Annotated in this window: 15 protein-coding genes, 6 tRNA genes and 1 other RNA gene; 14 read left to right on the top strand and 8 right to left on the bottom strand. The window is 67.6% G+C overall.

Features of this window, described 5'->3' with window-relative positions:
* The first annotated feature begins 32 nt into the window (after positions 1-32).
* The gene (locus AC1Q6V_RS34080) at positions 33-1,622 is read left to right on the top strand and encodes an ABC transporter ATP-binding protein (protein WP_454751424.1); all 1,590 of its coding nucleotides are present in this window, start codon (positions 33-35) and stop codon (positions 1,620-1,622) included.
* A 389-nt stretch (positions 1,623-2,011) separates the two neighbouring features.
* A complete protein-coding gene (locus AC1Q6V_RS34075; protein ID WP_454751423.1) occupies positions 2,012-2,695 on the top strand; it encodes a C40 family peptidase in 684 nt (227 codons plus the stop codon).
* 73 nt (positions 2,696-2,768) lie between these two features.
* Here AC1Q6V_RS34075 and AC1Q6V_RS34070 read toward each other — a convergent pair whose 3' ends face one another.
* Complete coding sequence (locus tag AC1Q6V_RS34070) at positions 2,769-3,689, bottom strand: patatin-like phospholipase family protein (protein WP_058697198.1); 921 nt, start codon at positions 3,687-3,689, stop codon at positions 2,769-2,771.
* A gap of 246 nt (positions 3,690-3,935) precedes the next feature.
* Here AC1Q6V_RS34070 and gltX point away from each other — a divergent pair, with 246 nt between their 5' ends.
* The 7 genes from gltX (at position 3,936) to AC1Q6V_RS34035 (ending at position 6,562) form a co-directional block, all read left to right on the top strand.
* Entirely contained in the window at positions 3,936-5,336 is a 1,401-nt protein-coding gene (gltX, locus tag AC1Q6V_RS34065) for a glutamate--tRNA ligase (RefSeq protein WP_011615640.1), read from the top strand.
* A 273-nt stretch (positions 5,337-5,609) separates the two neighbouring features.
* Positions 5,610-5,685 (top strand) — tRNA-Ala (locus tag AC1Q6V_RS34060).
* Between the two features lie 66 nt (positions 5,686-5,751).
* Positions 5,752-5,827, top strand: a tRNA-Glu gene (locus AC1Q6V_RS34055).
* A gap of 63 nt (positions 5,828-5,890) precedes the next feature.
* Positions 5,891-5,967, top strand: a tRNA-Asp gene (locus AC1Q6V_RS34050).
* 198 nt (positions 5,968-6,165) lie between these two features.
* Positions 6,166-6,241, top strand: a tRNA-Ala gene (locus tag AC1Q6V_RS34045).
* A 105-nt stretch (positions 6,242-6,346) separates the two neighbouring features.
* A tRNA-Glu gene (locus AC1Q6V_RS34040) sits at positions 6,347-6,422 on the top strand.
* Between the two features lie 63 nt (positions 6,423-6,485).
* Positions 6,486-6,562 (top strand) — tRNA-Asp (locus tag AC1Q6V_RS34035).
* Positions 6,563-6,792: 230 nt separating this feature from the next.
* Here the strand turns inward: AC1Q6V_RS34035 and AC1Q6V_RS34030 are convergent.
* The 6 genes from AC1Q6V_RS34030 to trxA all read right to left on the bottom strand — a co-directional run bounded on the left by AC1Q6V_RS34030 (position 6,793) and on the right by trxA (position 13,499).
* Positions 6,793-8,145, bottom strand: coding sequence for an MATE family efflux transporter (locus tag AC1Q6V_RS34030; RefSeq protein WP_010814270.1), 1,353 nt, complete (start codon positions 8,143-8,145; stop codon positions 6,793-6,795).
* Positions 8,146-8,257: 112 nt separating this feature from the next.
* A complete protein-coding gene (locus tag AC1Q6V_RS34025; protein ID WP_058697196.1) occupies positions 8,258-10,045 on the bottom strand; it encodes an ArnT family glycosyltransferase in 1,788 nt (595 codons plus the stop codon).
* 246 nt (positions 10,046-10,291) lie between these two features.
* Positions 10,292-10,552: a type B 50S ribosomal protein L31 gene (locus tag AC1Q6V_RS34020; RefSeq protein WP_010814268.1), complete on the bottom strand. Its 261-nt coding sequence runs from the start codon at positions 10,550-10,552 to the stop codon at positions 10,292-10,294.
* A 201-nt stretch (positions 10,553-10,753) separates the two neighbouring features.
* On the bottom strand, positions 10,754-11,605 hold the full coding sequence (locus AC1Q6V_RS34015; protein ID WP_010814267.1) for a M90 family metallopeptidase: 852 nt from the start codon (positions 11,603-11,605) through the stop codon (positions 10,754-10,756).
* A gap of 125 nt (positions 11,606-11,730) precedes the next feature.
* The gene (gene rho, locus AC1Q6V_RS34010; protein WP_010814266.1) at positions 11,731-12,993 is read right to left on the bottom strand and encodes a transcription termination factor Rho; all 1,263 of its coding nucleotides are present in this window, start codon (positions 12,991-12,993) and stop codon (positions 11,731-11,733) included.
* Positions 12,994-13,172: 179 nt separating this feature from the next.
* Complete coding sequence (trxA, locus tag AC1Q6V_RS34005; RefSeq protein ID WP_010814265.1) at positions 13,173-13,499, bottom strand: thioredoxin TrxA; 327 nt, start codon at positions 13,497-13,499, stop codon at positions 13,173-13,175.
* 443 nt (positions 13,500-13,942) lie between these two features.
* Here trxA and AC1Q6V_RS34000 point away from each other — a divergent pair, with 443 nt between their 5' ends.
* The 3 genes from AC1Q6V_RS34000 to AC1Q6V_RS33990 all read left to right on the top strand — a co-directional run bounded on the left by AC1Q6V_RS34000 (position 13,943) and on the right by AC1Q6V_RS33990 (position 20,820).
* Entirely contained in the window at positions 13,943-14,215 is a 273-nt protein-coding gene (locus AC1Q6V_RS34000) for a hypothetical protein (RefSeq protein ID WP_011615636.1), read from the top strand.
* 138 nt (positions 14,216-14,353) lie between these two features.
* Complete coding sequence (locus AC1Q6V_RS33995; protein WP_439668044.1) at positions 14,354-17,221, top strand: PD-(D/E)XK nuclease family protein; 2,868 nt, start codon at positions 14,354-14,356, stop codon at positions 17,219-17,221.
* Positions 17,218-20,820, top strand: coding sequence for a UvrD-helicase domain-containing protein (locus tag AC1Q6V_RS33990; protein WP_454749256.1), 3,603 nt, complete (start codon positions 17,218-17,220; stop codon positions 20,818-20,820). Before AC1Q6V_RS33995 ends, AC1Q6V_RS33990 begins: the two co-directional genes overlap by 4 nt.
* Before the next feature lie 159 nt (positions 20,821-20,979).
* Here AC1Q6V_RS33990 and ffs read toward each other — a convergent pair.
* An RNA gene (gene ffs / locus AC1Q6V_RS33985) (signal recognition particle sRNA small type) lies at positions 20,980-21,078 on the bottom strand.
* A gap of 167 nt (positions 21,079-21,245) precedes the next feature.
* Here ffs and AC1Q6V_RS33980 point away from each other — a divergent pair.
* Both AC1Q6V_RS33980 and AC1Q6V_RS33975 read left to right on the top strand, forming a co-directional pair.
* Positions 21,246-23,729: an adenosylcobalamin-dependent ribonucleoside-diphosphate reductase gene (locus AC1Q6V_RS33980; RefSeq protein ID WP_010814261.1), complete on the top strand. Its 2,484-nt coding sequence runs from the start codon at positions 21,246-21,248 to the stop codon at positions 23,727-23,729.
* A gap of 120 nt (positions 23,730-23,849) precedes the next feature.
* Positions 23,850-25,331: DNA polymerase III subunit gamma/tau (locus AC1Q6V_RS33975; RefSeq protein WP_492363709.1), on the top strand; the 1,482-nt coding region annotated here is incomplete at its 3' end.

Below are 25,331 nucleotides of genomic sequence, written 5' to 3'. Positions count from 1 at the left end.
CGGCCGCGGCGCCGGCGCCCGGTTCCACGCTGATGTGCGTCGACAAACTTTCCGTCACCTTCGGCCACGGCGAGCATGCCACCCGTGCCGTGCGTGAAGTCAGCTTCGACCTGCGCGCGGGCGAGCGCTACGCGCTGGTGGGCGAGTCGGGCTCGGGCAAGACCGTGACCGCGCTGGCGATGCTGCGGCTGGTGGAAGACGCCTACTACGACGGCGCGATCCGCTTCGAGGGCAAGAACCTGCTGGAGGTGTCGGACCGCGAGATGCGCGGCATCCGCGGCGCCGAGATCGCGATGATTTTCCAGGAGCCGATGACGGCGCTCAACCCGCTGTACACCATCGGCAACCAGATCGTCGAGACGCTGGCGCTGCACGAGGGCCTGGACCGCCGCGCCGCGCGCGAGCGCGCCATCGCGCTGCTGGAGCGCACCGGCATTAGCGACGCCGCGCACCGCTTCGACAGCTTCCCGCACCAGCTCTCGGGCGGCCAGCGCCAGCGCGCCATGATCGCCATGGCGCTGGCCTGCCGCCCCAAGCTGCTGCTCGCCGACGAGCCGACCACGGCGCTGGACGTGACCATCCGCGCCCAGATCATGGACCTGCTGCGTGACCTGCAGGCCGAGTTCGGCATGGCGGTGATGCTGATCACCCATGACCTCAACCTGGTGCGTTCCTTTGCCCAGCGCGTGGGCGTGATGGAGAAGGGCGTGCTGGTCGAGACCGGCGAGACCGCGCAGGTGTTTGCCGCCCCCCAGCATCCCTACACCCGCAAGCTGATCGACAGCCGCCCCAGGCGCGAGGTGCTGCCGCTGGTGCCGCTGGCGCCGGTGCTGCTGGAAGCGCGCAAGCTGAGCGTCAACTACGCGCGCAAGCGCCGCGGGCTGGCCGGCTGGTTCGGCAAGGACCAGTTTGCGGCGGTCAAGGACGTGGACTTCCAGCTGCGCGAGGGCGAGACCGTCGGCATCGTCGGCGAGTCCGGTTCGGGCAAGACCACGCTGGCGCATACCGTGCTGGCGCTGCAGCGCAAGAGCGGCGGCACCATCCATTTCCTCGGCCGCAGCTTCGACACCGCCACGCGCGACGATCGCCGCCAGTTGCGCGCGCGCATGCAGGTGGTGTTCCAGGACCCGTTCGGCTCGCTGGCGCCGCGCATGACCATCGAGCAGATCGTCGGCGAAGGCCTGGCGCTGCACCAGCCCGGGCTGTCGCACGAGGGCACGCGCCAGCGCGTGATCGAAGCCCTGCGCGAGGTCGGCCTGGACCGCACCGCGCTGGGCCGCTATCCGCATGAATTCTCGGGCGGGCAGCGGCAGCGCATCGCCATTGCCCGGGTGCTGATCCTCAAGCCGCAGATCCTGGTGCTGGACGAGCCCACCTCGGCGCTGGACGTGTCGATCCAGCAGCAGGTGCTGGCGCTGCTGTCCCAGCTGCAGCACAAGTACAACCTCACCTACCTGTTCATCAGCCATGACCTGGCGGTGATCCGGGCCATGGCGCATCGGGTTTTCGTGATGAAGGCAGGGGAGGTGGTCGAGGCCGGCGACACCGAAGCGGTGCTGGGCGCACCCCAGCACCCCTATACGCGCAAGCTGATGGCGGCGGCGCAGGTCGGCGCTGGCTGACCCGGAGGTGTGCGACGCAGCAACGCCGCGGCCCCGCCTGGCTAGCATCCGGTTGTTCGGATCAATCCGATAAACAAGGTGCGAATTCCCGCCTATATCCTTGATTCGCCAGTCAAATCCGGCGAATTTGTAACGAACTTTGACATGTGAATGACAACCCTTTACCATCCCGCGAGAACTAGTTTTGGGGGTGGTCCGTCCGACGCATTGGATCGTGCATAGCACGTTTGCGGTGCAAGACAGGCCCGGAAAGCCTGGTGCGGATGTTGCATAGGGTTCACCCCCCAGGTTCACATGAATTTCTCGCGAAGTTCACGCGAATTTCACATATAACCAGCTGCCCCGGACTTGTGCCGGGGCTTGCTTTGGAACGATCAACGGGAGAACCAATGCAGCGATCGGTACTTCATTCCCTGGCGCGTGCCGCCGTCGGAATTGCCATTGTCTGCGGTGCGACTGTGTCGAATGGAGTGCTGGCGGATACGGTATTCAAGGATGCCGACGCCCGTATCGATGCCACCACGGCCCACGCCGCGGATTCGCATGCGGAAGGCAAGCGCGGCTTGCTGTCGTCGGTGGTGAATTCCACCAGCAACGTTGCCAGCAAGGCTGGCGACCTGGTCATGAATGCGCTGGGCCTGATTGGCGTGCGTTACCGCTTCGGCGGCAACAGCCCCGAATCCGGCCTGGACTGCAGCGGCTTCGTCCGCTACGTGTTCCAGGACACCTTCGGCTTCATGCTGCCGCGCCGCTCTGTCGAAATCAGCCGTGTCGGCACCACCGTGGCGGCCACCGACCTGCGTCCGGGCGACCTGGTGTTCTTCAACACCATGCGCCAGACCTTCTCGCACGTCGGCATCTATATCGGCGACAACAAGTTCGTGCATGCCCCGTCCACGGGCAGCAAGATCCGAGTCGACGACATGCGTGCGTCTTACTGGGTGACCCGCTACAACGGCGCCCGCCGCATCGAGGATGGCAAGGAGGGCGGCGCCGATGGCCTCGGCGACATGGTCGAGACGCTCAAGCGCTATGACCCCAAGGTTGTCCGCGCATCGATGTACGGCGGCTGAGTTTCCGGCGCGCTACAAGCAAAAAGGACTGCTGCGACAGTCCTTTTTTCTTTGGCGGGGCGTGCTCCCCGGGCTATTGCACTGCGACCGTTCCGGCCGGTGCCAGGCGGGCCTGTTCCAGCCGCTGCCGCAGCGTTGCCATCACCGCCGTGGTGGCCTGTTCGCCGGCCAGTATGGCCCGGTTGCGGGCGTTGAAGTCGCTGCCGCCCATATCGGGCAGCTCGGGGCGGATCACCACGTCGGCGCGCGCCAGTGCCATCTTGTTGATCGACTGGCCCATGATCGCGGTGGTCTGCAGCAGCACGCCGCTCTGGCCCGCGTTCTTCTGCGCCGACGGGTCGGCCGAGATGTTGACCGCGATGACAAAGTCCGCGCCCATGCCGCGCGCGGAATCCACCGGCACCGGCTCGACCAGGCCGCCGTCGACATAGTCGTGACCCTGGATCGACACCGGCTGGAACACCCCGGGCACGCTGCTCGACGCGCGCACGGCCTGGCCTGTGTTGCCGCGGCGGAACAGGATTTTCTCGCCGCTCTTGAGATCGGTGGCGACAATGCCCAGCGGCAGCTTCATGGCCTCGATGGTCCGGTTCTGCACCAGCCGGTTGATGTAGTTCTGCAGCGCCTCGCCCTTGAGCCAGCCGCCGAAGCGGGTGCCGAAGGGCAGGGCCCAGTCGGCGATGGCAGCCTCGTCCATGGTCAGCGCCAGCTTGTTCAGCTGGAAGCCATTCAGTCCGCTGGCGTAAAGCGCCGCCACGACTGCGCCGGCGCTGGTGCCGGTGACCAGGTCGGCATGGATGCCTTGCGCTTCGAGCGCCTTGATCACGCCGATATGGGCAAAGCCGCGCGCCGCGCCGCCGCCCAGCGCCAGGCCGATCTTGACGGGCCGCGGCGCGGGCGGGGTGGTGGCGAGCGGCGGCGCGGGACGCGGGCCGAACGAGCAGCCCGCCAGCAGGGCGGCCGCGGAGATGCCGAGGAAATGACGTCGTTGCATGAAGCGAGATCAGTAGCCAGGTGGGACCGGCGGATACAGGGATGTGATGCGGGCGCTCCTCAATGGGGCTGGCATCGAATTGCCTGGATCAGCGGCATCACCTCAGACCGGCGCAAGCATAAATGATTCCGCACGGCGCTGGCACGCCGGGCGGGGCGAGGGATGCGCGTTGGTATAATGTAAGACCTGCACATACACCAGCCTGCGCGCCGCTGCGCGCGGGCTTTCTTGTTTCTGCCCCTGACCATGACCCAACGCGTCCGCACCCGCTTTGCGCCGAGCCCGACCGGTTTTATCCACCTCGGCAATATCCGCTCCGCGCTCTATCCCTGGGCCTTCGCCCGCCGCATGAAGGGCGACTTTATCCTGCGCATCGAAGACACCGACGTCGAGCGTTCGTCGCAGGAAGCGGTCGACGTGATTCTCGAGAGCATGGCCTGGCTGGAGATGGATATCGACGAAGGTCCGTTCTACCAGATGCAGCGCATGGACCGCTATCGTGAAGTGGTCGCGCAGATGGTTGAGTCCGGCCTGGCCTACCGCTGCTACATGAGCACCGAAGAGCTGGATGCCCTGCGCGAAGCCCAGCGCGAGCGCGGCGAGAAGCCGCGCTACAACGGCTTCTGGCGTCCCGAGCCGGGCAAGGTCCTGCCCGAGCCGCCGGCAGGGGTCGATCCGGTGATCCGCTTCAAGAATCCGATCGGCGGCAGCGTGGTGTGGGATGACGCGGTCAAGGGCCGCATCGAGATCTCCAACGACGAACTCGACGACCTGGTGATCGCGCGCCCGGACGGCACCCCCACGTACAACTTCTGCGTGGTGGTGGACGACCTCGATATGAAGATCACCCACGTGATTCGCGGCGACGACCACGTCAACAACACCCCGCGTCAGATCAACATCATCCGCGCGCTGGGCGGCACGCCGCCGGTCTACGCCCACCTGCCGACCGTGCTCAACGAGCAGGGCGAGAAGATGAGCAAGCGCCATGGCGCCATGGCCGTGACCGGCTACCGCGACGAGGGCTATCTGCCCGAAGCCGTGCTGAACTACCTGGCGCGCCTGGGCTGGGCCCACGGCGACGCCGAGATCTTCTCGCGCGAGCAGTTCGTTGAATGGTTCGACCTGGAGCACCTGGGCAAGTCGCCCGCCCAGTACAACCCCGAGAAGCTGGCCTGGCTGAACAACCACTACATCAAGGTCGGCGACAACCAGCGCCTGGCCACGCTGACGCAGCCGTTTATCGAGGCGCTCGGCGGCAAGGTGGAAGGGGCGGACCTGGCCGGCGTGGTGGCGCTGGTGAAGGACCGCGCCAATACGCTGAAGGAGGTCGCGCAGGCGGCGCTGCTGTTCTATCGCGGCGAGCCGCAGGCGGATGCCGCGCTCAAGGCCGAGCACCTGACCCCGGAAATCCAGCCCGCGCTGGCGGCGCTGGCCAACCAGCTGGCCGCGCTGCCGGAATGGAAGCGCGAAGCCATCAGCGCCACCTTCAAGGCCGTGCTGGCCGAGTTCGGCCTGAAGATGCCCAAGCTGGCCATGCCGGTGCGCCTGCTGGTGGCCGGCCAGCTGCAGACGCCAGGCATCGATGCGGTGCTGGAACTGTTCGGCCGCGACACGGTGCTGCGCCGCCTGGCGGCAGCTGCATAAAAAGTCGCAAAAAGTCCGCGCCGGGGGCTTGCGCTCCGGGCCGGACTTGCGCATAATCTCTTTCTCCCTGCGGCGCGGTCCCTGACCAAGCGGGCTGGCGGATCCGCAAGGATCTTCGCAATCTCCGAACTGATTTTTGAAGTGACGGGAAAGCGAAAAAAGCTGAAACGGGAGCTTGCAAAGATTAATGGTTGATATATAATCTTGGCTTCGCTTGAAACGGTAGTTAATTCAGGCGAAAACGCAGCAAGTTGCAGTAAAGAGCAGTACCATGGGGCTATAGCTCAGCTGGGAGAGCGCTTGCATGGCATGCAAGAGGTCAGCGGTTCGATCCCGCTTAGCTCCACCAAGATTTAGGTGTCATCCAGGTTGTTTAGGGTGGCGCCAGACGGAACGTGTTGAAAGACAAGTTTCTGTCCCCTTCGTCTAGAGGCCTAGGACATCACCCTTTCACGGTGAGTACAGGGGTTCGAATCCCCTAGGGGACGCCATAACAACAGGGCGTAATCAGACGCCCAGTCGACTGAAGCGAAGCTTCGGAAGACGCCGACTAAGGAGTGGTAGTTCAGTCGGTTAGAATACCGGCCTGTCACGCCGGGGGTCGCGGGTTCGAGTCCCGTCCACTCCGCCAAAACTGAACCCGCATGGTTTGCGCCATGCGGGTTTTTCTTTGGGTGAGGCATTATGTCGTTAATCGCCGCAAACGCAATAAAAAATGTTGCATTCGTTGCGAAATTCGCTATATAATCCTGTCTTCGCTGCAAATGCTGCGGTAAGCGGCAGACAGCGAAGGTGGTTCCAGCAGTAACCGTCCAGCAGTATCGGATACGGGGCTATAGCTCAGCTGGGAGAGCGCTTGCATGGCATGCAAGAGGTCAGCGGTTCGATCCCGCTTAGCTCCACCAGAATTTGGGAGGCGTCTGAAAAGAAGCTTCCCAGGCGCGAAAAAGCCTGCTATGATGGCGGACTTTCCAGCGCAAGACAGAAAGCGCGTTGTAAAACAAATTTCTGTCCCCTTCGTCTAGAGGCCTAGGACATCACCCTTTCACGGTGAGTACAGGGGTTCGAATCCCCTAGGGGACGCCATAACAACAGGGCGTAATCAGACGCCCAGTCGACTGAAGCGAAGCTTCGGAAGACGCCGACTAAGGAGTGGTAGTTCAGTCGGTTAGAATACCGGCCTGTCACGCCGGGGGTCGCGGGTTCGAGTCCCGTCCACTCCGCCAAATTAGAACGCCCGCGTAAGCGGGCGTTTTTCTTTTCCGGAGTGGAGGAAGCCGCCTGCGCGGCTTCCGGCGGGGCTCGAAGGGCTGCGCTTGCAAGCGCAGCCGCGGCCCGCGGCATGTGGGCGAGTCCCGTCCACTCCGCCAAATTAGAACGCCCGCGCAAGCGGGCGTTTTTCTTTTCCGGTTACTGAAGATGCGGCCGCCGCCCTTGCGAGCGGCCAGTGCCAGAGTCAGTTTTCCGGATCCTTGCTGACCCGGCTGAAATACCGCACCAGCAGCACGCCTGCAATCGCCAGGCTGATGCTGTTGGCCAGCCAGAAGCCGCTGGCGCCGCGTGTGAAGTCGGGCATGCCCTCGATCAGCCCGAAGCCCAGCACATAACCCCCGCCCAGTCCGATGCCCCACAGCGAGCCGGCATAGATCAGCGTCGGAATCAGCGCGATCTTGTACGCGCGCAGGATAAACGCCGTCATCACCTGCACCGCGTCGAAGGCCTGGTAGAACGCCACGAACAGCACCAGCGGCAGCGCTGCCGCGACCACCGCGGGATCGCTCGCGTAGGCATGCAGCACCGGCTTGCGCAGCAGCCACAGCAGGGCACCGGTCAGCACCGCCAGCGTCACCGCCATGCGGATACCTCGCCAGGCAAGGCGGCTGGCGCCGGCCAGGTCGCGCGCGCCGAGATGCTGTGCCACCAGCGTCGAGGTGGCAATCCCCAGCGACAGCGGCAGCATGTAGGCCACCGCGCCCAGGTTGGCGATGATCTGGTGCCCGGCCAGCGTGACCGTGCCCAGGCGCGTGATGAAGATCGACATCAGCGTGAACGAGGTGATCTCGATCAGGTAGGTCAGGCCCATCGGCACGCCCAGCCGCAGCAGCGCGCGCAGCGGGGCGGCAGCCGGCCAGCTCCACATACTGAAGATCCGCAGCGGGTGATAGGCGCTGCCGTAGCGCAGGATCAGCAGCCCGGCGATGCACCAGGCCCAGCTGATCAGCGTCGAGGCCAGGCCGCAGCCGGGGCCGCCCATCGCCGGCACGCCCAGGCCGCCGTGGATGAACCAGGCATTGAGCGGCACCTTCAGCGCCAGCCCGCCGATCTGCAGCACCGTCACCATGATCGGGCGCGACAGCGCATTGTTCAGCGCCGAGTAGATGCGGAATGCCAGCGCCGCCGGCAGCCCGAAGGCACCGAAATGCAGGTAGGCGGTGGCTTTCTCGACCAGTTCGGGCGGCGCCTTGGCGAAAGCGAGCAGCGGGGCCGGGAAGGCCAGCAGCAGCACGCCCGGAATCGCCAGTGCGGCGCCCAGCCATGCGGCCTGCCGGACCTCGGCGCCGATCGCCTCGATGCGGCCGGCGCCATAGAGCTGCCCGGCGATGGGCGACAGCGCCTGCAATACGCCCATCAGGCTGATATAGATGGTGACGTAGATCGAGCCGCCCAGGCCCACGGCGGCCAGGTCGGTCGCCGAGGCGCGCCCGGCCATCACGGTATCGATGACGCCAAAGGCGATAACGGCAAGCTGGCCGGCCAGCACCGGGCCGGCCAGGCTGGCGATACGGCGAAGGTCTTGGAACAGGGTCATTCAGGGCTCGGCAGGCTTGGTCAGGGCTGGATGGTCAGCCCCGCAGCCGCCTGCGGCCGGAATGGTTCGATGGCGCGACAGGCGCTGCGGTGGTGGTGACGCCGGAAAGGGCTCAGGGCTGGCGCGGCAGGCGGCGCCGCGGCAGGTCGGGGCGCGGATGGACGGCGCGCGCGGTATCGACCAGCCGGTACATGCGGAAGCGCTCGTCGCGGTCCGCGGGGCGGCGGCCTTCCCAGATCAGCCGCCACTCGAAATGCGAGATATTGCCCGGCTCGCCATAGTCGACCGCGTCATGGCGCAGCAGCACGTCGCAGCCGTCGTTGGGGCCGCCAAAGCGGATATGGCCGAAATAGGCGAACGACGCCAGCTGCGCATCGCCCATGCGGATCGGCTGGACGCACTGGTAGGCAGGCGGCAGCGCCATCGCCGCGGCCTGGGCCACGTCGCGGTAGGTCTTGCCGTAGTTGATCGAGGGCAGCCACAGCGTCATTGCCATGACCCACATCAGGGTGGTGCCGGCGGCGGAAATCACCACCGGGCGCCAGATCTGCTTGGGCGCGCGCGACAGCCGCCAGCGCACGATCAGCACCCACGCGACCGTGGCCGCCAGCGCGAACACCACCGCGGCAATGGTGAACTCATGCTGGTAGCCGGGCAGCTGGCGGAAGACGTTGCGTGCGATGCGCGGCGGCCAGCCGGTGGTCTTGGCGATCCACATGAACCAGACCGTGCCACCGAAGATGGTGAAGAACAGCAGCGCGAACCAGTCGATCGCGTTGATCACGCCGCGCGCCAGCGTGGGCAGCGCGAATGCGGCCAGCACGGCCATCGGCGGCAGCAGCAGGATGAACTGCACGTCGCCGGCACTGCGCTGCAGGAACAGCAGCACCAGCACCGGCAGCAGCAGCGCCAGCGGCGCCGCCACATGGGGGGCGCGGCGCATGCCGGTCCACGCGATCCAGGCCCAGCCCGCGATCGGCCAGACCGGCCACGTGTACAGGAACAGGTTGCGCACGTTGAAGCCGAAGGTCGCCACATTGGGCGAGCCGTAGCTGCGGCGGTCATAGCGCGACCATTCGCGGATGAAGGTCACCGCCTCGTTGCGGTCGGCCGCGCCGAAGTAGGCGGCCGCCAGCCACGCCGACACCATCAGCAGCGCCAGCGGAATGCCGATGGCGGCCAGGCGCCGCCACGGCAGCGGCTTGCACACCAGTGCGCAGACCGCGCTGCCACCCAGCAGCGCCAGCGGCAGCAGGGGCCCGCTGGCCAGCGCCAGCCCGCCCAGCGCGGCACCATAGACCAGGCTGCCCTGGATGGGCTTGTCGAGGCTGCGCACCATGCCGTACAGGGCCAGTGCGATAAAGGCGACCTGGCCGACCTGCGGCGTGGTCTCGTGCCCGCGCATGGCCAGGCCCACGCAGGCCAGGAAGATCAGCAGCGCGCCGTCAGCCAGCGTGCGGCCGTAATCGCGCGCGTTGGGCTGGCCGCCGAAGGCATAGGCAAATGGCTGGACCTCGTCGCGCCGGCCCAGCAGGTAGGTGGTGTACCAGATGCAGGCGCAGGTCGCGAAGAAGAACAGCGCCGTGGCCAGCCGCGCGGCGTCGGCCGCGCCCAGCCAGCTGCCGAAGCCGCGGATCATCAGCGCGCCGATCCAGAACACCAGCGGGCCGTCCTCGCTGTACGGGCGGCCGACGATATTCGGCATCAGCCAGTCGTGCAGGTTGCCGGTGGCCAGCTGCCACATCACGCCAAAGCCGGCGGCGTCCTCGTTCTTCCACGGGTCGCGGCCGAACAGGCCGACCAGGCCATAGATGATGCAGATCGCCAGCAGCAGCGCGCGCGGCAGGGCGCCGGTCGCGGCAGCGGTCAACTGGACGGGGGAGGTATTGGCTTGACGCATCGATGCTCAGGTCGGGCCGTGGCGCAATGGCGCGAAGGCCACAGTATCGCGCATGCGGCGGCCGCGCGGGCCGTGGCATGGCGTGGAAGCCTCACGGGGTGTGGGGTAAATCCAATGAATGCGGCGGTACCGGTCGTGGTCCGGCACAAAAGCAAAGAGGCAGCCGATGCTGCCTCTTTGCTGTTTCGCACAGGCCCCGGAGCATCTGTCCGCAGGCCTTGCGAAGCGGGGTTCGCTGAAAGCGATTTACTTCGCAGCCTTGCCCAGCTTGTTGCCGAACTTCTGGCGGAACTTTTCCACGCGGCCGGCCGTGTCCATGATCTTCTGGGTGCCGGTGTAGAACGGGTGCGATTCCGACGAGACTTCGATCTTGGCCAGCGGGTATTCCTTGCCGTCCTTCACGATCTTGTCCTTGGTCTGGATGGTCGAGCGGGTGATGAAGCTGAAGTCGCTGGACATGTCCTGGAACACGACTTCGCGGTAATTCGGGTGAATGCCTTCTTTCATGATGAGTCCTTTCTGGTTGGGTAGCCAGTCCGTTGCAATCCGCTGTTCTCCGCCGAGGGCGAGAGCGTGCATGGCGCGGCGACGAACGAACCACTTGCCGGTAACGGGCAAACCGGGATTATGGCAGAAAAACAAATACTTGGGGAAGAGGCTGCGCCACGCGCGGCACAGAAAGTGTTGCGCATGAATATGGCAAAAGCATCACATGGAGGCCGGGTCCTGGCGATAGAAGGCGGCCAGCGACTGGTATACAACCGGCCAGTGCCGCGCCAGCCCGGTCGGCTCGACAAAAAATGCCTCTGACGTCACGGCAAAGAACTCGCTCGGCGCCTCGGTCCCATATGGGTCGATGATGCGCAGCGCCGGCGGCAGCCGCTCCGGGTGCTCCCAGTCGGCCTCGTCGCGTGCCTCCCAGGACTCGGCAAAGCGGTCGTACTCGGTCAGGAAGGTCTCGGCCCAGGCTTCCGCGTCGATGTCCGGGTGCAGCACGCGCGAGAAGGGCGGCACGCCGTCGGGCTCGCCGTCGAGCATGTCCAGCTTGTGGGCGAACTCGTGGATGACCACGTTGTAGGTATCGGCCGGCAGTTCGTGGTCGCTGTCGATGCCGGCCCCGGGGGTGTGCACGTCGGGCCAGGACAGGATCACCGGCCCGTGCTCCCAGGCCTCGCCGCTGGCTTCCTCGACCACGCCGTGCACCAGGCCGATCTCGTCCTGCACGGTCCGGCGGATGATGAACTCGCCCGGGTAGAGCACGATGCCGTGCCAGCCCCGGTACCAAGGCAGCCCCAGCTTCAGGATCGGCACGCAGGCCTGCACGGCAACGCTGGCCACCATGTCGTCGGCCAGCGGCAGGTCGTGCGCGGTGGAGTATTCCTTGTCGGCGATGAACAGCGTGGCCAGTTCGCGCAGCGCCGCCAGGTCTTCGCTGCCGTAGCGCTGCACGAACGGCAGCGTGGCGACCGTGCGCGCCCACAGCGCATCGGGGATGGCGTAGTGTTCCAGCTTGCGGGCCCGCGAGCGGGTGCGCAGGAATGAGGTCAGTTTGCCGAGCATGGGCGTAGCGCGGTGCGCTGTGAAATGGTCCGGCAACAAAAAAGGTCGGGCAACAAAAAAGGCGTGCCGTGGCACGCCTTCCTGTCCGCCTTGCGGCGATGCTGCGTTGACGCTGCAGCGAGGGCTCAGCCGCCTCTGCGCATCATATCGAAAAACTCGGCGTTGTTCTTCGTGGCCTTCATCTTGTCCATGATGAATTCCATCGCCTGCACTTCATCCATGTCGGAGATGAACTTGCGCAGGATCCAGATCTTCTGCAGGATTTCCGGCTTGATCAGCAGCTCTTCGCGGCGCGTGCCCGACTTGTTCAGGTTGATCGACGGGTAGACGCGCTTCTCGGCCAGGCGGCGTTCCAGGTGCACTTCCATATTGCCGGTGCCCTTGAACTCTTCATAGATCACGTCGTCCATGCGGCTGCCGGTTTCGATCAGCGCGGTGGCGATGATGGTCAGCGAACCGCCTTCTTCCAGGTTGCGCGCGGCACCGAAGAAGCGCTTCGGGCGCTGCAGCGCGTTGGCGTCCACACCACCGGTCAGCACTTTGCCCGAGGCCGGCACCACGGTGTTGTAGGCACGCGCCAGACGGGTGATCGAGTCCAGCAGGATCACGACGTCGCGCTTCAGTTCGACCAGGCGCTTGGCCTTCTCGATCACCATTTCGGCAACCTGAACGTGGCGGATGGCCGGTTCGTCGAAGGTCGACGCAACCACTTCGCCGCGCACCGAACGCATCATCTCGGTCACTTCTTCCGGGCGCTCGTCGATCAGCAGCACGAACAGGTCCGCTTCCGGATGGTTGTTGGCAATCGCGTGGGCGATGTGCTGCAGCATCACGGTCTTGCCGGACTTGGGCGACGCCACCAGCAGCGCACGCTGGCCGCGGCCGATCGGCGCGATCATGTCGATGATGCGGCCGGTGATGTTCTCTTCAGCCTTGATATCGCGTTCGAGCGTGAGCGGCCGGTTCGGGTGCAGCGGCGTCAGGTTCTCGAACATGATGCGGTTCTTGACCGCTTCGGGCGGCTGCCCGTTGACCTTGTCCACCTTGACCAGTGCAAAGTAGCGTTCGCCGTCCTTGGGCGTACGCACTTCACCCTCGATCGAATCGCCGGTGTGCAGGTTGAAGCGGCGGATCTGGGACGGACTGATGTAGATGTCATCCGTGCTGGCCAGATACGAGGTTTCGGGCGAGCGCAGGAAGCCGAAGCCGTCGGGCAGCACCTCCAGCGTGCCGTCTCCAAAGATGGTTTCGCCCATCTTGGCGCGCTTCTTCAGGATCGCAAACATCAGTTCCTGTTTGCGCATCCGTTGTGCGTTGTCGATCTCGAGCGTAGCCGCCATTTCGAGAAGCGCAGACACGTGAAGCGATTTGAGTTCTGTCAGGTGCATAGACGAGGGGTACAGATGGGCCCGGACGGGCGAGACCTAAAGGGAAGGGGGGAAATGAGCGAACGCTCGGGGAGTTGTTGGTGGCATCTTAGCACAATCCGACCGGGCCGCCAGGATGTGGCGCACGCACGTCGGATCGTGACAAAACCGGGACCGTGGGTCAGGTCCCGGCGCGCAGCTTACAGGTTGCCGTCGAGGAAGGCGGTCAGTTGCGACTTGGACAGCGCGCCGACCTTCTGGGCCGCGACCGCGCCGTTCTTGAACAGGATCAGCGTCGGGATGCCACGGATGCCGAACTTGGCCGGCACCTGCTGGTTTTCATCGACATTGATCTTGGCGATCTGCAGCTTGTCGCCATAGTCCTTGGCGACTTCGTCCAGGATCGGCGCGATCATCTTGCAGGGGCCGCACCATTCCGCCCAGAAGTCGAGCAGGACGGGTTTGTCGGACTGGAGGACGTCAGCATCGAAGGAGGCGTCGCTCACATACTTGATTTGTTCGCTCATGGCGGAAAACCTCTGGTTTCGCTCTGTTTATGTTGAAGGCTGGAGACTTCGGAGGGCCGAACCGTTACCTTACACGAGATTGCGCGGACCCGTCGGGCTGCCTCCGCAGCCCGCAAACAGGCCGTGGGGGCCGCTGCCGCGCCCGGTGCTGCCGATATGTTACCAGTTTGCCGATTTTCAAGACCGGCCTGGCAAACACTCGAAAGCGCGCCGGCACGGAAATGATTCTGCTGCAATCGGAGGATTCATTGAAATGCTTATTTTCTATGGCGCCGAGAGATTCGGGTAATCGCTTGCGGCGTGCGGGAGGGTGTGTCATAGAATGCACTTGTGCGCGCCGCGCGGTGCCGATTGAGTGTGGCGTGCGCGTAGAATAGAAAGCGGTCCGCAGGCGGCGCCAGCGGACCAATCTTGCATCCTGCGCCACTGACTAGGTCATCGACATGAACACCGATCCCCGCAAGCCTTCGCAGCCCGAGCCCGGCCAGGCGCCGGACGTGGACCACCTGAGCGATGCGCTGGACCATATCAGCAGCGCCGTGGAGACCAACAGCATCGCCAGCGGTGCCGCACGCGGCCTGGTCTACAGCATCATCGAGACCCTCGGTACCCTGGTGGGCGACCCGGACCTGCCCGAGCATGCGCGCTCCGGCTATGAGGGCCTGCTCGAGACCGCGCGCGAAATCCGCGCCCGGCTGGAAGGCGGTTCGGACTGAGCCGGTTCCGCCTGCCCTGCATCACACTTGCCGCCAGCCGCCCAGGCCGGCGGCGCCCGTATTGTTTCCGTTGCATCCTGACGCTTTCGCCGACCGACGCAGTTCGCGCAGCCATTCCGGGCTGCGCCCCACGCGCCCATGACGTCGCTACGTTTCCGCCCTGGCCCTGATTTCCTCGACCAGGCGGCCACGGCTGCCTGGTATTTCCTCGACCGCTGCGGCGCGCCGGAGGCGGGCGCGCACGTGGTCGTGCCCACCGCGGCGCAGATCCCGGGCGTGCGCCAGGCACTGGACGCCGCCGCGCGCGCGTCGGGCAGCCCGCGGCTGCTGCCGCGCGTGCTGACGCTGGGCCACTGGCTGCTCGACCTGCCGCCCGAGGGCGCCCCGGTGCGCAGCCCGGCCGCACGCCTGCTGGCCGTGCAGCAGGCGGTGCGCGGGCAGGATTGGCTGCGCCGCGCCTTCGGCGCCCAGAACGAGACCGCCGCATGGGGCCTGTCGCAGACGCTGCTGTCGATCTGCGACGAGCTTAACGCGCGCTGGCTCGAAGACGCCGCCATCCGCGACGATGACGAGATCGACGGCGACGATCGCGCCGGCCTGCTGCAGGGCGCGCTGGAACGGACCTATTCGCATCTGTCCGAGCGCTTCCTCGGCGAAGAGGCGCGCATCGTGCTGGCATTCTGGCAGGCGCTGTCCGGCCCGGACGATCCGCTGCCGGCGCGGCGCCGCGCCTTGCGCGAGCTGTCGCAGCAGCTGCGCGGCCCGGTGATCTGGATTGCCCCGACCCCGCCCACGCCGCTTGAAGCCGCGTTCCTGCGCGATGCCGCCGAGTTGGTGCCGGTGCTGCAGGTCGGCTATGACTGGACCGGGCAGGGCGAGAGCGATGCCGACTGGTACCAGACCCTGCTGGCGCTATGGCCGGAAGCAAGGATCGTCGATGATGCCGAAGCCGTCGCCCCCGCGCCGGCCATGCCTGCGCTGCCGCCGCAGCGTCCGTCGATCCGCGTGGTCGGCAGCGCGCGCTTCGAGGATGAAGCCGCCGCGGCAGCCGCGCAGCTGGTGCAGTGGCTCAATGAAGGCCGCCGCCAGGTGGCGCTGGTCGCGCACGACCGCGTGGTGGCGCGGCGCGCCCGTGCCCTGCTGGCGCGCGCCGGCGCACCGGTGCGCGACGAGACCGGCTGGAAGCTTTCCACCACGCGCGCGGCCGCCGCGCTGATGCGCTGGTTCGACCTGTTGGTGCGCGACGGCGACACCGCTGCGCTGCTGGACCTGCTCAAGAGCCCGTTCTGCCTGCCGGAGGTTGCCGGGCGCGGCGCGGCCATCGCGCTGCTGGAGCGCCAGGTGCGGCGCGAGGGCATCACCGGCGGCTGGGCGCGCCTGCGCCAGCTGTTCGGCCACGCACCGACCGCGGCGCAACAAGCTGCCACGGAAGACGAGGATGCCGCCGAAGCGCCGCGCCACGCCGCGCACGCGCTCATCGCCGTGCTCGCCGACGAGGCGGCGCGCTGGCCGCGCGGCCTCGCGCAGCATCCGCTGGCAACCTGGCTGGAACGGCTCGACGGCATGCTCGACGGCCTCGGCATGCGCGCAGCGCTGGCCGCGGACGATGCCGGCAGCCAGCTGCTCGATGCGCTGGCGCGGCTGCAGGAGTTGCCGCTGGACGAGACCGGCGGCCATGCCACGCTGTCGCAGGGCGAGTTCCGCGCGATGCTGTCGGCGCTGCTGGAATCGGTCGCCTACAAGGAGCCCTCGGCCAGCGGCCCGGCGCGCATCACCATCCTGCCGCTGAACGGCGCGCGCATGCGCCGCTTCGAGGGCGTGGTGATCGTCGGCTGCGATGACGCGCAACTGCCGTCCAGCGCCGCCGAGCTGATGTTCTTCTCCAACCAGATGCGGCGCGAGCTGGACCTGGAAGACCGCGAGGCCCGCTTTGCGCAACAGGCGCGCGACCTGGCCGAGGTGCTGCTGAACAACGACGACGTGGTGCTGACCTGGCAACGCTACGGCAGCCGCGGCGAGCCGCATCATGTGTCGGGCTGGATCGAGCGCCTGGCGGCGTGCTGCGCGCGCGCGGGCGTCAGCATCGAAGCTTCCGCCGCAGCACAGGCGCACGAGACCTTTGCCGATCCGCAGGGCATGCCGGCGCCGGCGGCGGAGCCCGCGCTGGTGCCGGTGCGCTGGAGCGCGCAGGCCTACAACATGCTGCGCCGCTGCCCCTACCAGTTCTTCGCCGGCCGCATGCTGGGCCTGGCCGGGTTGGAGACAGTCAGCGACGAGCTGGAGAAACGCGAGATCGGCGAACACCTGCACCACGTGCTGCTGCGCTACCACAAGGACCTGCAGGCGCGCCGCGAGCGTGGCGAGACGCTGGCGGAAGACCGGCGCCTGGCCCGCCTGGCCGAGATTTCCGAAGCCGTGTTCGGTGCGCTGATGGCCGAGGACGGCAATGCCATTGCCTACTACCGGCGCTGGCGCGAGGTGATGCCGTCGTATGTCGCCTGGCAATCCGCGCGCGAGGCCGAGGGCTGGTTCTGGCGCGGCGGCGAGCTCGACGCCGGCATCGACCTGCCGATGCCCGACGGCCAGCCGCTGCGCCTGACCGGGCGCATCGACCGGCTTGACCAGGGCCCGGGCGGGGCGCATGCCGTGCTCGACTACAAGACGCAGAGCGCCACCCGCCTCAAGCGCAAGCTGGCCGAGGTCGGGGAAGACTGCCAGCTGCCGTTCTACGGCCTGCTGCGCGCCGATGCGGCAGCGGGCAGCTGGGTATCGCTCGAAGGCGCGCGCGAGGGCGCAGCGGCGGCGCAGCGCGAAGTCGGCCTGCCCGATTTTGAAGCCGCCGTCATCTGGCTGGAACGGCAGATGCGCGACGACGTCATGCGCCTGCGCCAGGGTGCCAGGCTGCCGGCCTTCGGCGATGCCTCCGCCTGCCTGTATTGCACCGCCCGCGGCCTGTGCCGCAAGGGCTTCTGGGAATCCACCGCCGTGCCGGCGCTGACATCATGACGCCCCACGATCCGCACCACGTCCAGCCTTACCAGCGCGACGGCGAGCCCGTTTCCGAGGCCGAGTTCACGCGCGCCGCCTGCGATCCCGCGCGCTCGGTGGTGGTAGAGGCCTGTGCCGGCAGCGGCAAGACCTGGCTGCTGGTGGCGCGGCTGGTGCGCCTGCTGCTGGCCGGCGCCGCGCCGCACGAGATCCTGGCCATCACCTTCACGCGCAAGGCCGCCGAAGAAATGCGCGACCGCCTGCTGGAGGTGCTGGCACAGATGTCGCGCGACAGCGATGAAGACGTGGTCGCAGCGCTGGTGCAGCGCGGCCTGACGCATGACGCCGCGCGCGAGGCGCTGCCGCGTGCGCGGCGCCTGCATGCGCAGGTGCTGGCCGCGCCCGGGCGCATGGCCATCGATACCTTCCACGGCTGGTTCGGCACGCTGCTGCGTGGCGCGCCGCTGGCCTCGGGCATCGTGCCGGGCGCGGCGCTGCGCGAAGATGCGCTGCGCATGAAACGCGAAGCCTGGGCCCCGGTCTGGCGCGCGCTGGCCACGGAGCAATACACCGACTTGCGCGCCGCGTGGGAAACGCTGGTCGATGCCGTGGGCGACTTCCAGGCACGCGCGCTGCTGGACGCGATGTTCCATGCCCGCAGCGAATGGTGGGCGATGCAGGAGGGCGGCGACCCGCTGCAGGCGCTGTCCGACTGCCTGGGCGAAGACGCCCGGGGCGACGTGCTGCTGCAGGCGCTGTCCGACGAAGGCTGGCGCGATGCCTGCGAGTCGCTGGCGCTGCGCCTGGGCGCGGCCGGCAAGACCGAGCAGACCCACGCCGCCCGCATCACCGATGCGCTGATGGCGATCACCGCGTGGCGCGAAGCGGGCGCGGCGCCCGGCAAGCCCGCCGAACGGGCGTTCGCGCAGTTGCGCGCCGCGTTCTTCACCACCACCGGCGGCCCGCGTTCGCTGCGGCGCACCGCGGCGCTGGTCAAGGCCGCCGGCGGCGAAGGCATGGTCGATGCGTTGCTGGACGAGCATGCCTCGATCTGCGCCATGCTTGACGACATCAGCGCGCGTTGTTGCGAAGCCGCGGTGCTGGCGATCAACCGCGCGCTGTTCTGCATCGGCGATGCCTTGCTGACGCGCTACCAGCGGCACAAGGACGAGCAGCGCGCGATGGACTTCGCCGACCTGGAATGGCAGGCCGCGCGCCTGATGTCGGACGAAGAGACCGCCACGTACCTGCAGGTGCGGCTGGACGCGCGTTACCGCCATCTGCTGCTCGACGAGTTCCAGGACACCAACCCGCTGCAGTGGCGCATCCTGCAGGGCTGGCTGGCCGGCTATGCGGGCCTGGGCGAGCGGCCGACGGTGTTCCTGGTGGGCGATCCCAAGCAGTCGATCTACCGCTTCCGGCGCGCCGATGCACGGCTGTTCGGCGCGGCCGGCGAGATGCTGCGCGATACGTTCGGCGCCACCGTGCTGCGCACCAACCGCACCCGGCGCAACCGTGCCGAAGTGCTGGACTGGGTCAACGCCGTGTTCGACACCGCACGCGCCGAGGGCCGCTATCCGCTGTACGCGACCCAGACCACGGCACTGGCCGGAGGCAACGGGCCGGTCTGGCTGCTGCCGCTGGTGGAGCCCGAGGACAAGGCCGAAGACGCCGTTGACGATGGTGCAGAGGACAAGTCCGCCGAAGCCGCCTCCGCCCATCGCGACACGCTGCTGCAGCCACGCCGGCAGGCCGGCGATTCGCTGCGGCTGGAAGAGGGCCGGCGCGTGGCCGCGTGGCTGCGCCTGGTGCGCGACACCGTGCCGGTCCATGAGGGCGGCGAACAGCGCCCCGCGCGCTGGAGCGACATGCATCTGCTGGTGCGCCGCAAGACCCATCTGGCTGACTATGAGCGCGCGCTGCGCGAGGCCGGCATCCCGTGCCTGAGCCCGCGCCGCGGCGGCCTGCTGGCCACGCTCGAGGCGCTGGACCTGTCGGCGTTGCTGGCGTTCCTGATGACGCCGGAATCGGACCTGGATCTCGCGCACGTGCTGAAGAGCCCGCTGGTGGGAGCGACAGACGACGACCTGCTGGCGCTGGCCCGGATCGAAGGCGAGGGCGGCTGGTGGGCACGCATCGAGTCAGGCGGCCTGCCCGAACACGTATCCGATGCGCTGCGCGAAGGCGTGCAGCGCTTGCGCCAGTGGTTGCGCGTCGCGCCGCACCGGCCGGTGCATGACCTGATTGACCAGATCTTCCACGGCGGCGAAGTGCGGCGCCGTTATGCCGAGGCCGCGCCGCCGGATATCCGCGAACAGGTGCTGGCCAACCTCGACGCCTTCCTGAAGCTGTCGCTTGACCTCGACGGCGGGCGCTATCCGAGCCTGCCGAAATTTATCGACGAGCTGCAGGAAATCCGCCGCGGCGACGAGGGCGAAAGCCCCGATGAAGGCGGCATGGGCGAGAGCGCCGAAGACGTGGAGCCGGCCGAGGACGATCCGGCGTTTGCCGGCCTCGACGCGGTCCATATCCTGACCGTGCATGCGGCCAAGGGCCTGGAGGCGCCGTTCGTGGTGCTGCTCGATGCCAACCACAGTGAGCCGGCCGCGGACCGGGGCGGCATCCTGGTCGACTGGCCGCCGTCGTCGCCGGTGCCTCGGCATTTCTCGGCCTACGGCAAGCGCAGCGAGCGCGGGCTGGCGCGGGCGCCGTTGTTCGAGGCGGAGGCGGCGCTGGGCGAGCGCGAGAACTGGAACCTGCTGTACGTGGCCATGACGCGCGCGCAGCAGGGCCTGCTGGTCAGCGGGGTCAAGGGCCGTGCCAGCCGCAGCGGTTCGGGCGAGGGCAATGCCGAGATCGCCGGCAGTTGGTATGTGCGGCTGCAGGCCGCAGGCATCGGCGAGATAGTGCTGGCCTATCCGGGCGAGCTGGCCGATGCGCAGGACCAGGCTCCGATGCCCGCGCGCCTGAGCGAGCCGGTGCGCTTTACCGACTTCCGGCTGCGCTATCGCGATGCGGTGGATGCGCGGCAGGGGATCGGGTTTGAAGAAGAGGGCGAGGCCGAAGACGAGCCCGACGGCATCGTCTTCAACGCTGCGGCCGCCCGCCACGGCGAGCTGGTGCATGCCTTGCTGGAACGCCTGACGCGCTATCCCGAAGCCTTTGCCGGCGTGCCGGGGATCGACACCGTATTGCGCTGGTTCCCGCTGACGGGCGCGCACACCGGGGCGGCACGGCAGGCGTGGCGGCAACAGGTGGCGCAAGCGCTGGAGGCGGTGGCTGCGATGCTGCGCGCGCCGGCACTGGCGCCGTTGCTGGGGGCGGGGGACGCCCGCAGCGCGCGCAATGAAGTCGAACTCTATGACGCGCGCGGCAGGCTGCTGCGTATCGACCGGCTGGTGGAGTTCGACGACCGCGTGGTGATCGTCGACTACAAGCTGCGGCTCCTGCCGCAGGAGCATGAAGCCTACCGCGCGCAGCTGGGCCGCTATGCGGCCGCGCTTGCGCCGATGTTCCCGGGCAAGCGTATCGAGGCCGGCGTGGCCACCGCGGACGGCGAATGGATTCCCGCCGAGCGTCTGGCGCCGCCGATGCCGCAGCAGGGCTCGCTGTTCTGACGGCTGGCGTGGCACCCGGACAGGGTGCCAGAATCGGCGCAAAATGGGATGTGCGGCGCGCGCGCTCGTGGCCCGGCTGTACTAAAGTGACAGGGACTGCGCTGCGAACGACTCGTGCGTGCGGAGATAGCGGGAGGGGTACGGCAGGAGGGGTGTGAGGTGGACGAGCCTGACCCTCGGCACTGGCGGAAAACGGCTGTGGCTGCTTCGTTCCCGACCTGACCAGGTTGACCGCGCCACCATGCGAGGAGGCCCGTCCGAGCGGCATTGTACCCCAGACCGCGATACCGCGGAGAAATTGCGTTGAATGCCCTTTGCAGTGGTGGGTCATTGCCCGCGGCAAATGCGTCGGCTTGATCTGGCGCAGGTAACGCGGGCCGCGGCGGCCCGACCATTCACCGACCCAGACCGTGGTGAGCCAATACATGAACGCAAACGACCAGATCATTCGCGGCGCCCTGGCGCCGCAGGAAATCTCCACCGAAGTCCTGATCGAGAAATACGCCAAGGGCGAAGAGCGCAGCATTGCCGATGTCAGGCAACGCGTGGCGCGCGCGCTGGCCCAGGCCGAACCCGAGGACCAGCGCGAGGCCTGGAGCGCGCGCTTCCTGTGGGCGCAGGAAAACGGCTTCGTGCCGGCCGGGCGTATAAATTCGGCGGCGGGCACCGGCATCCAGGCCACGCTGATCAACTGCTTCGTGCAGCCGGTGGGCGATTCGGTGTCGGAGCCGCGCGAAGGCCGCCCCAGCATCTACACGGCGGTGGCGCAGGCCGCCGAAACCATGCGCCGCGGCGGCGGCGTGGGCTATGACTTCTCGGCGATCCGACCGGCCGGCGCGCTGGTGCGGGCCACGCATTCGCGCGCCTCGGGGCCGGTGTCGTTCATGAAGGTGTTCGACGCATCGTGCGCCACCGTGGAATCCGCCGGCGCGCGCCGCGGCGCGCAGATGGGCGTGCTGCGCTGCGACCATCCGGATATCGAGAGCTTTATCCACGCCAAGGACAAGGGCGACCTCAGCAACTTCAATATCTCCATCGGCGTCACTGACGCCTTCATGCAGGCCGTGCAGGCCGACGGCGAGGTCGAACTGGTGCATGAGGCCGAGCCGGGTGCCGACATGATCGCCGCGGGCGCCTATCGCCGCGACGACGGCCAGTGGGTGTACCGGCGCGTGCCGGCGCGCAACCTGTGGGACCAGGTCATGCAGGCCACCTACGACCATGCCGAGCCGGGCATCCTGTTCCTGTCGCAGATCAACGCCGACAACAACCTTTATTACTGCGAGCGCATCGAGGCCACCAACCCGTGCGCCGAGCAGCCGCTGCCGTCCTATGGCTGCTGCTGCCTGGGCTCGATCAACCTGACGCGCTTCGTGCGCCAGCCGTTCTCGCCGCAGGCCGAATTCGATTTCGATGCCTTTGCCGAAGTGGTGCGCGTGGCCACGCGCATGCTCGACAACGTGCTCGACGTGACCTTCTGGCCGTTGCCCGAACAACAGGCCGAGGCCCACGCCAAGCGCCGCGTCGGGCTGGGCTTCCTGGGGCTGGGCAGCGCGCTGGTGATGCTGGGCCTGCGCTATGACACCGAGCCGGCGCGGCAGCTGGCGGCGCGGATCTCGGAACGCATGCGCGACGATGCCTACCTGGCGTCGACCGAACTGGCGGTGGAGAAGGGCGCCTTCCCCTTGTTCGATGCCAATGCCTACCTGCAGAGCGGGTTTGCCGGCCGGCTGCCGGAACGCTTGCGCGATGCCATTGCGCGCAACGGGCTGCGCAATTCGCACCTGCTGTCGATCGCACCCACTGGCACCATCACGCTGGCCTTTGCCGACAATGCGTCCAATGGCATCGAGCCCGCCTTCTCGTGGACCTATAACCGCAAGAAGCGGATGCCGGACAACAGCTACCGCAGCTTCGAGGTGGCGGATCATGCCTGGCGGCTTTACCGTCACATGGGGGCCGACATGGCCCAGTTGCCGGATGCCTTCGTCACCGCGCTGCAGATGTCGGCGCTGGACCATATGCGGATGCTGGAAGCGGTGCAGCCGTATATCGACACCAGCATCAGCAAGACCGTCAACGTGCCGGAGGATTATCCGTACGAAGCCTTCCGCAACCTGTACCTGGAGGCGTGGAAGGCCGGCCTGAAGGGGCTGGCGACCTATCGCCCCAATTCGGTGCTGGGGGCCGTGCTGTCAGTAGAGGCGCCGGCGGTGGCTCCCGCTGCCGTGGCCGACGATAATCCGTTGGTTCGCCCCTTCGGCAGCCGGCCGGTGGGCGACCTGGAGGGGGTGACGTCCAAGGTCGAATACCTGACCTACGAAGGCCACAAGACCGTCTACCTGACCGTCAACTTCATGCGCGTCGCCGGCGTTGCCGACGGCAAGCCGGTGGAGATCGAGCGCCCGGTGGAGTTCTTCATGCCGGCGGGGCAGCGCAGCGAGGGCCAGCAGTGGATCACCTCGACCATGCGGCTGTTGTCGATGGTGGCGCGCTCTGGCGGCTCGGTGGCCAAGGCATTGGCGGATATGCGCAACGTGGTGTGGGACAAGGGCACGGTGCGCTACGGTACGCTGCTGCGCCAGGACGGTACCGAGGTGCCGCGCTTCCATGACTCCGAAGTGGCCGCGCTCAGCTACGCGCTGCAGCGCATCCTGATCAAGCGCGGCTTCCTGGATGCCGAGGGCGGCCAGGTGCCGGTAGCCGCGCTGGCGGCCAGGCTGGCCCAGCGCGAAGGCGGGGGGCAGGCGCCGGATGCCGGGGCGGATCTCGCCAGCCCGGTCCGAGCCCCCGGCACCCCCGGTGTCGGCACCGGCAAGCCGTGTCCGGAGTGTGGCGCGCACGCCCTGCACAAGGTCGACGGATGCGCCAAATGCGCTAATTGCGGCTACGTGGGCGAGTGCGGCTGAGCCACGCCGCGGGCTGGTTGCGGCCACCGGAGCCAGCCCGCGCGGCGCGTGGCGAATAAAGACCGCGAGGTCGGGGCGGCGGCGGCCGGAGGGGGGCTGCATTTTGCTACAATCGCCGCCATGAGTTATCAAGTTCTAGCGCGCAAATGGCGCCCCAGGGATTTCACCACGCTGGTCGGCCAGGAGCACGTGGTCCGCGCGCTCACGCACGCGCTGGAACAGCAGCGGCTGCACCATGCCTACCTGTTCACCGGCACGCGCGGGGTCGGCAAGACCACGCTGTCGCGGATCCTGGCCAAGGCCCTGAACTGCACCGGCCCTGACGGCAACGGCGGCATCACCGCCCAGCCGTGCGGGCAGTGCAAGGCCTGCCAGGAGATCGACAGCGGCCGCTTCGTCGACTACATCGAGATGGACGCCGCCTCCAACCGCGGCGTCGACGAGATGGCGCAGCTGCTGGACAAGGCGGTCTACGCCCCGACCTCCGGGCGCTTCAAGGTCTACATGATCGACGAAGTGCATATGCTCACCAACCACGCCTTCAACGCCATGCTGAAGACGCTGGAAGAGCCGCCCGGGCACGTCAAGTTCATTCTCGCCACCACCGATCCGCAGAAGATTCCGGTCACGGTGCTGTCGCGCTGCCTGCAGTTCAACCTCAAGCAGATGCCGCCGGGGCATATCGTCTCGCACCTGGACCATATTCTGGCGCAGGAAGGCATCGGCCACGACGGCAATGCGCTGCGCCTGCTGGCCCAGGCCGCGCACGGCTCGATGCGCGATGCGCTGTCGCTGACCGACCAGGCCATCGCCTACAGCGCGGGCCAGGTCTCGGAAGACGCGGTGCGCGGCATGCTGGGCGCGATCGACCAGGGCTACCTGGTGCAGTTGCTCGATGCGCTGGCCGCCGAGGACGGCGCCGCCATGCTGGCGATTGCCGATGCCATGGCCGACCGCAGCCTGTCGTTTGCCGGCGCGCTGCAGGACCTGGGCTCGCTGCTGCACAAGGTGGCGCTGGCGCAGGCCGTGCCGGCCTCGGTGCAGGACGAATGGCCCGAAGCCGATGAGGTGCGGCGCCTGGCCGGGGTGTTCGACGCGCAGGAAGTGCAGCTGTTCTACCAGATCGCCAACCTCGGCCGCAGCGAGCTGGCGCTCGCGCCGGACGAGTACGCCGGCTTCACCATGACGCTGCTGCGCATGCTGGCGTTCCGGCCGTCGTCTGAACCCACTACGGCGCAAGGGCAGGGCGGTGGTGCCGCGCCTGCGCGCCAGCGTGGTGCCGAAGCCGCGCAAACCGTTGATACCCGCCATGCGACGGCTGTGGCCAATGCCGCCGAACAGGCCAAGGCCGGTGCTGCGGCGGCCCCGGTCCCTGCCCCCCCTATGCCCGCACGGGCGGTCCAGCCCGTGGCAGTGGCTGAACCCGCTGCCGCACCTGCCGCTGTCCCTGCATCCCCTGAAGCTGCGCCGGCACGGCCGGCCGCTGGCGCCGGCAACGGGGTCATGTCGCCCGCCGCCGCCGCGCTGGCGGCCGCCCGCCAGGCTTCCGCTGCCCGTGGCGGCGGCCGCAAGGCGCCGCCGCCGGCCCTTTCTCCTCTCCCC

It is taken from the genome of Cupriavidus sp. GW823-FHT07B10 (assembly GCF_058794355.1).
This window is presented reverse-complemented; position numbering and strand designations above follow the sequence as displayed.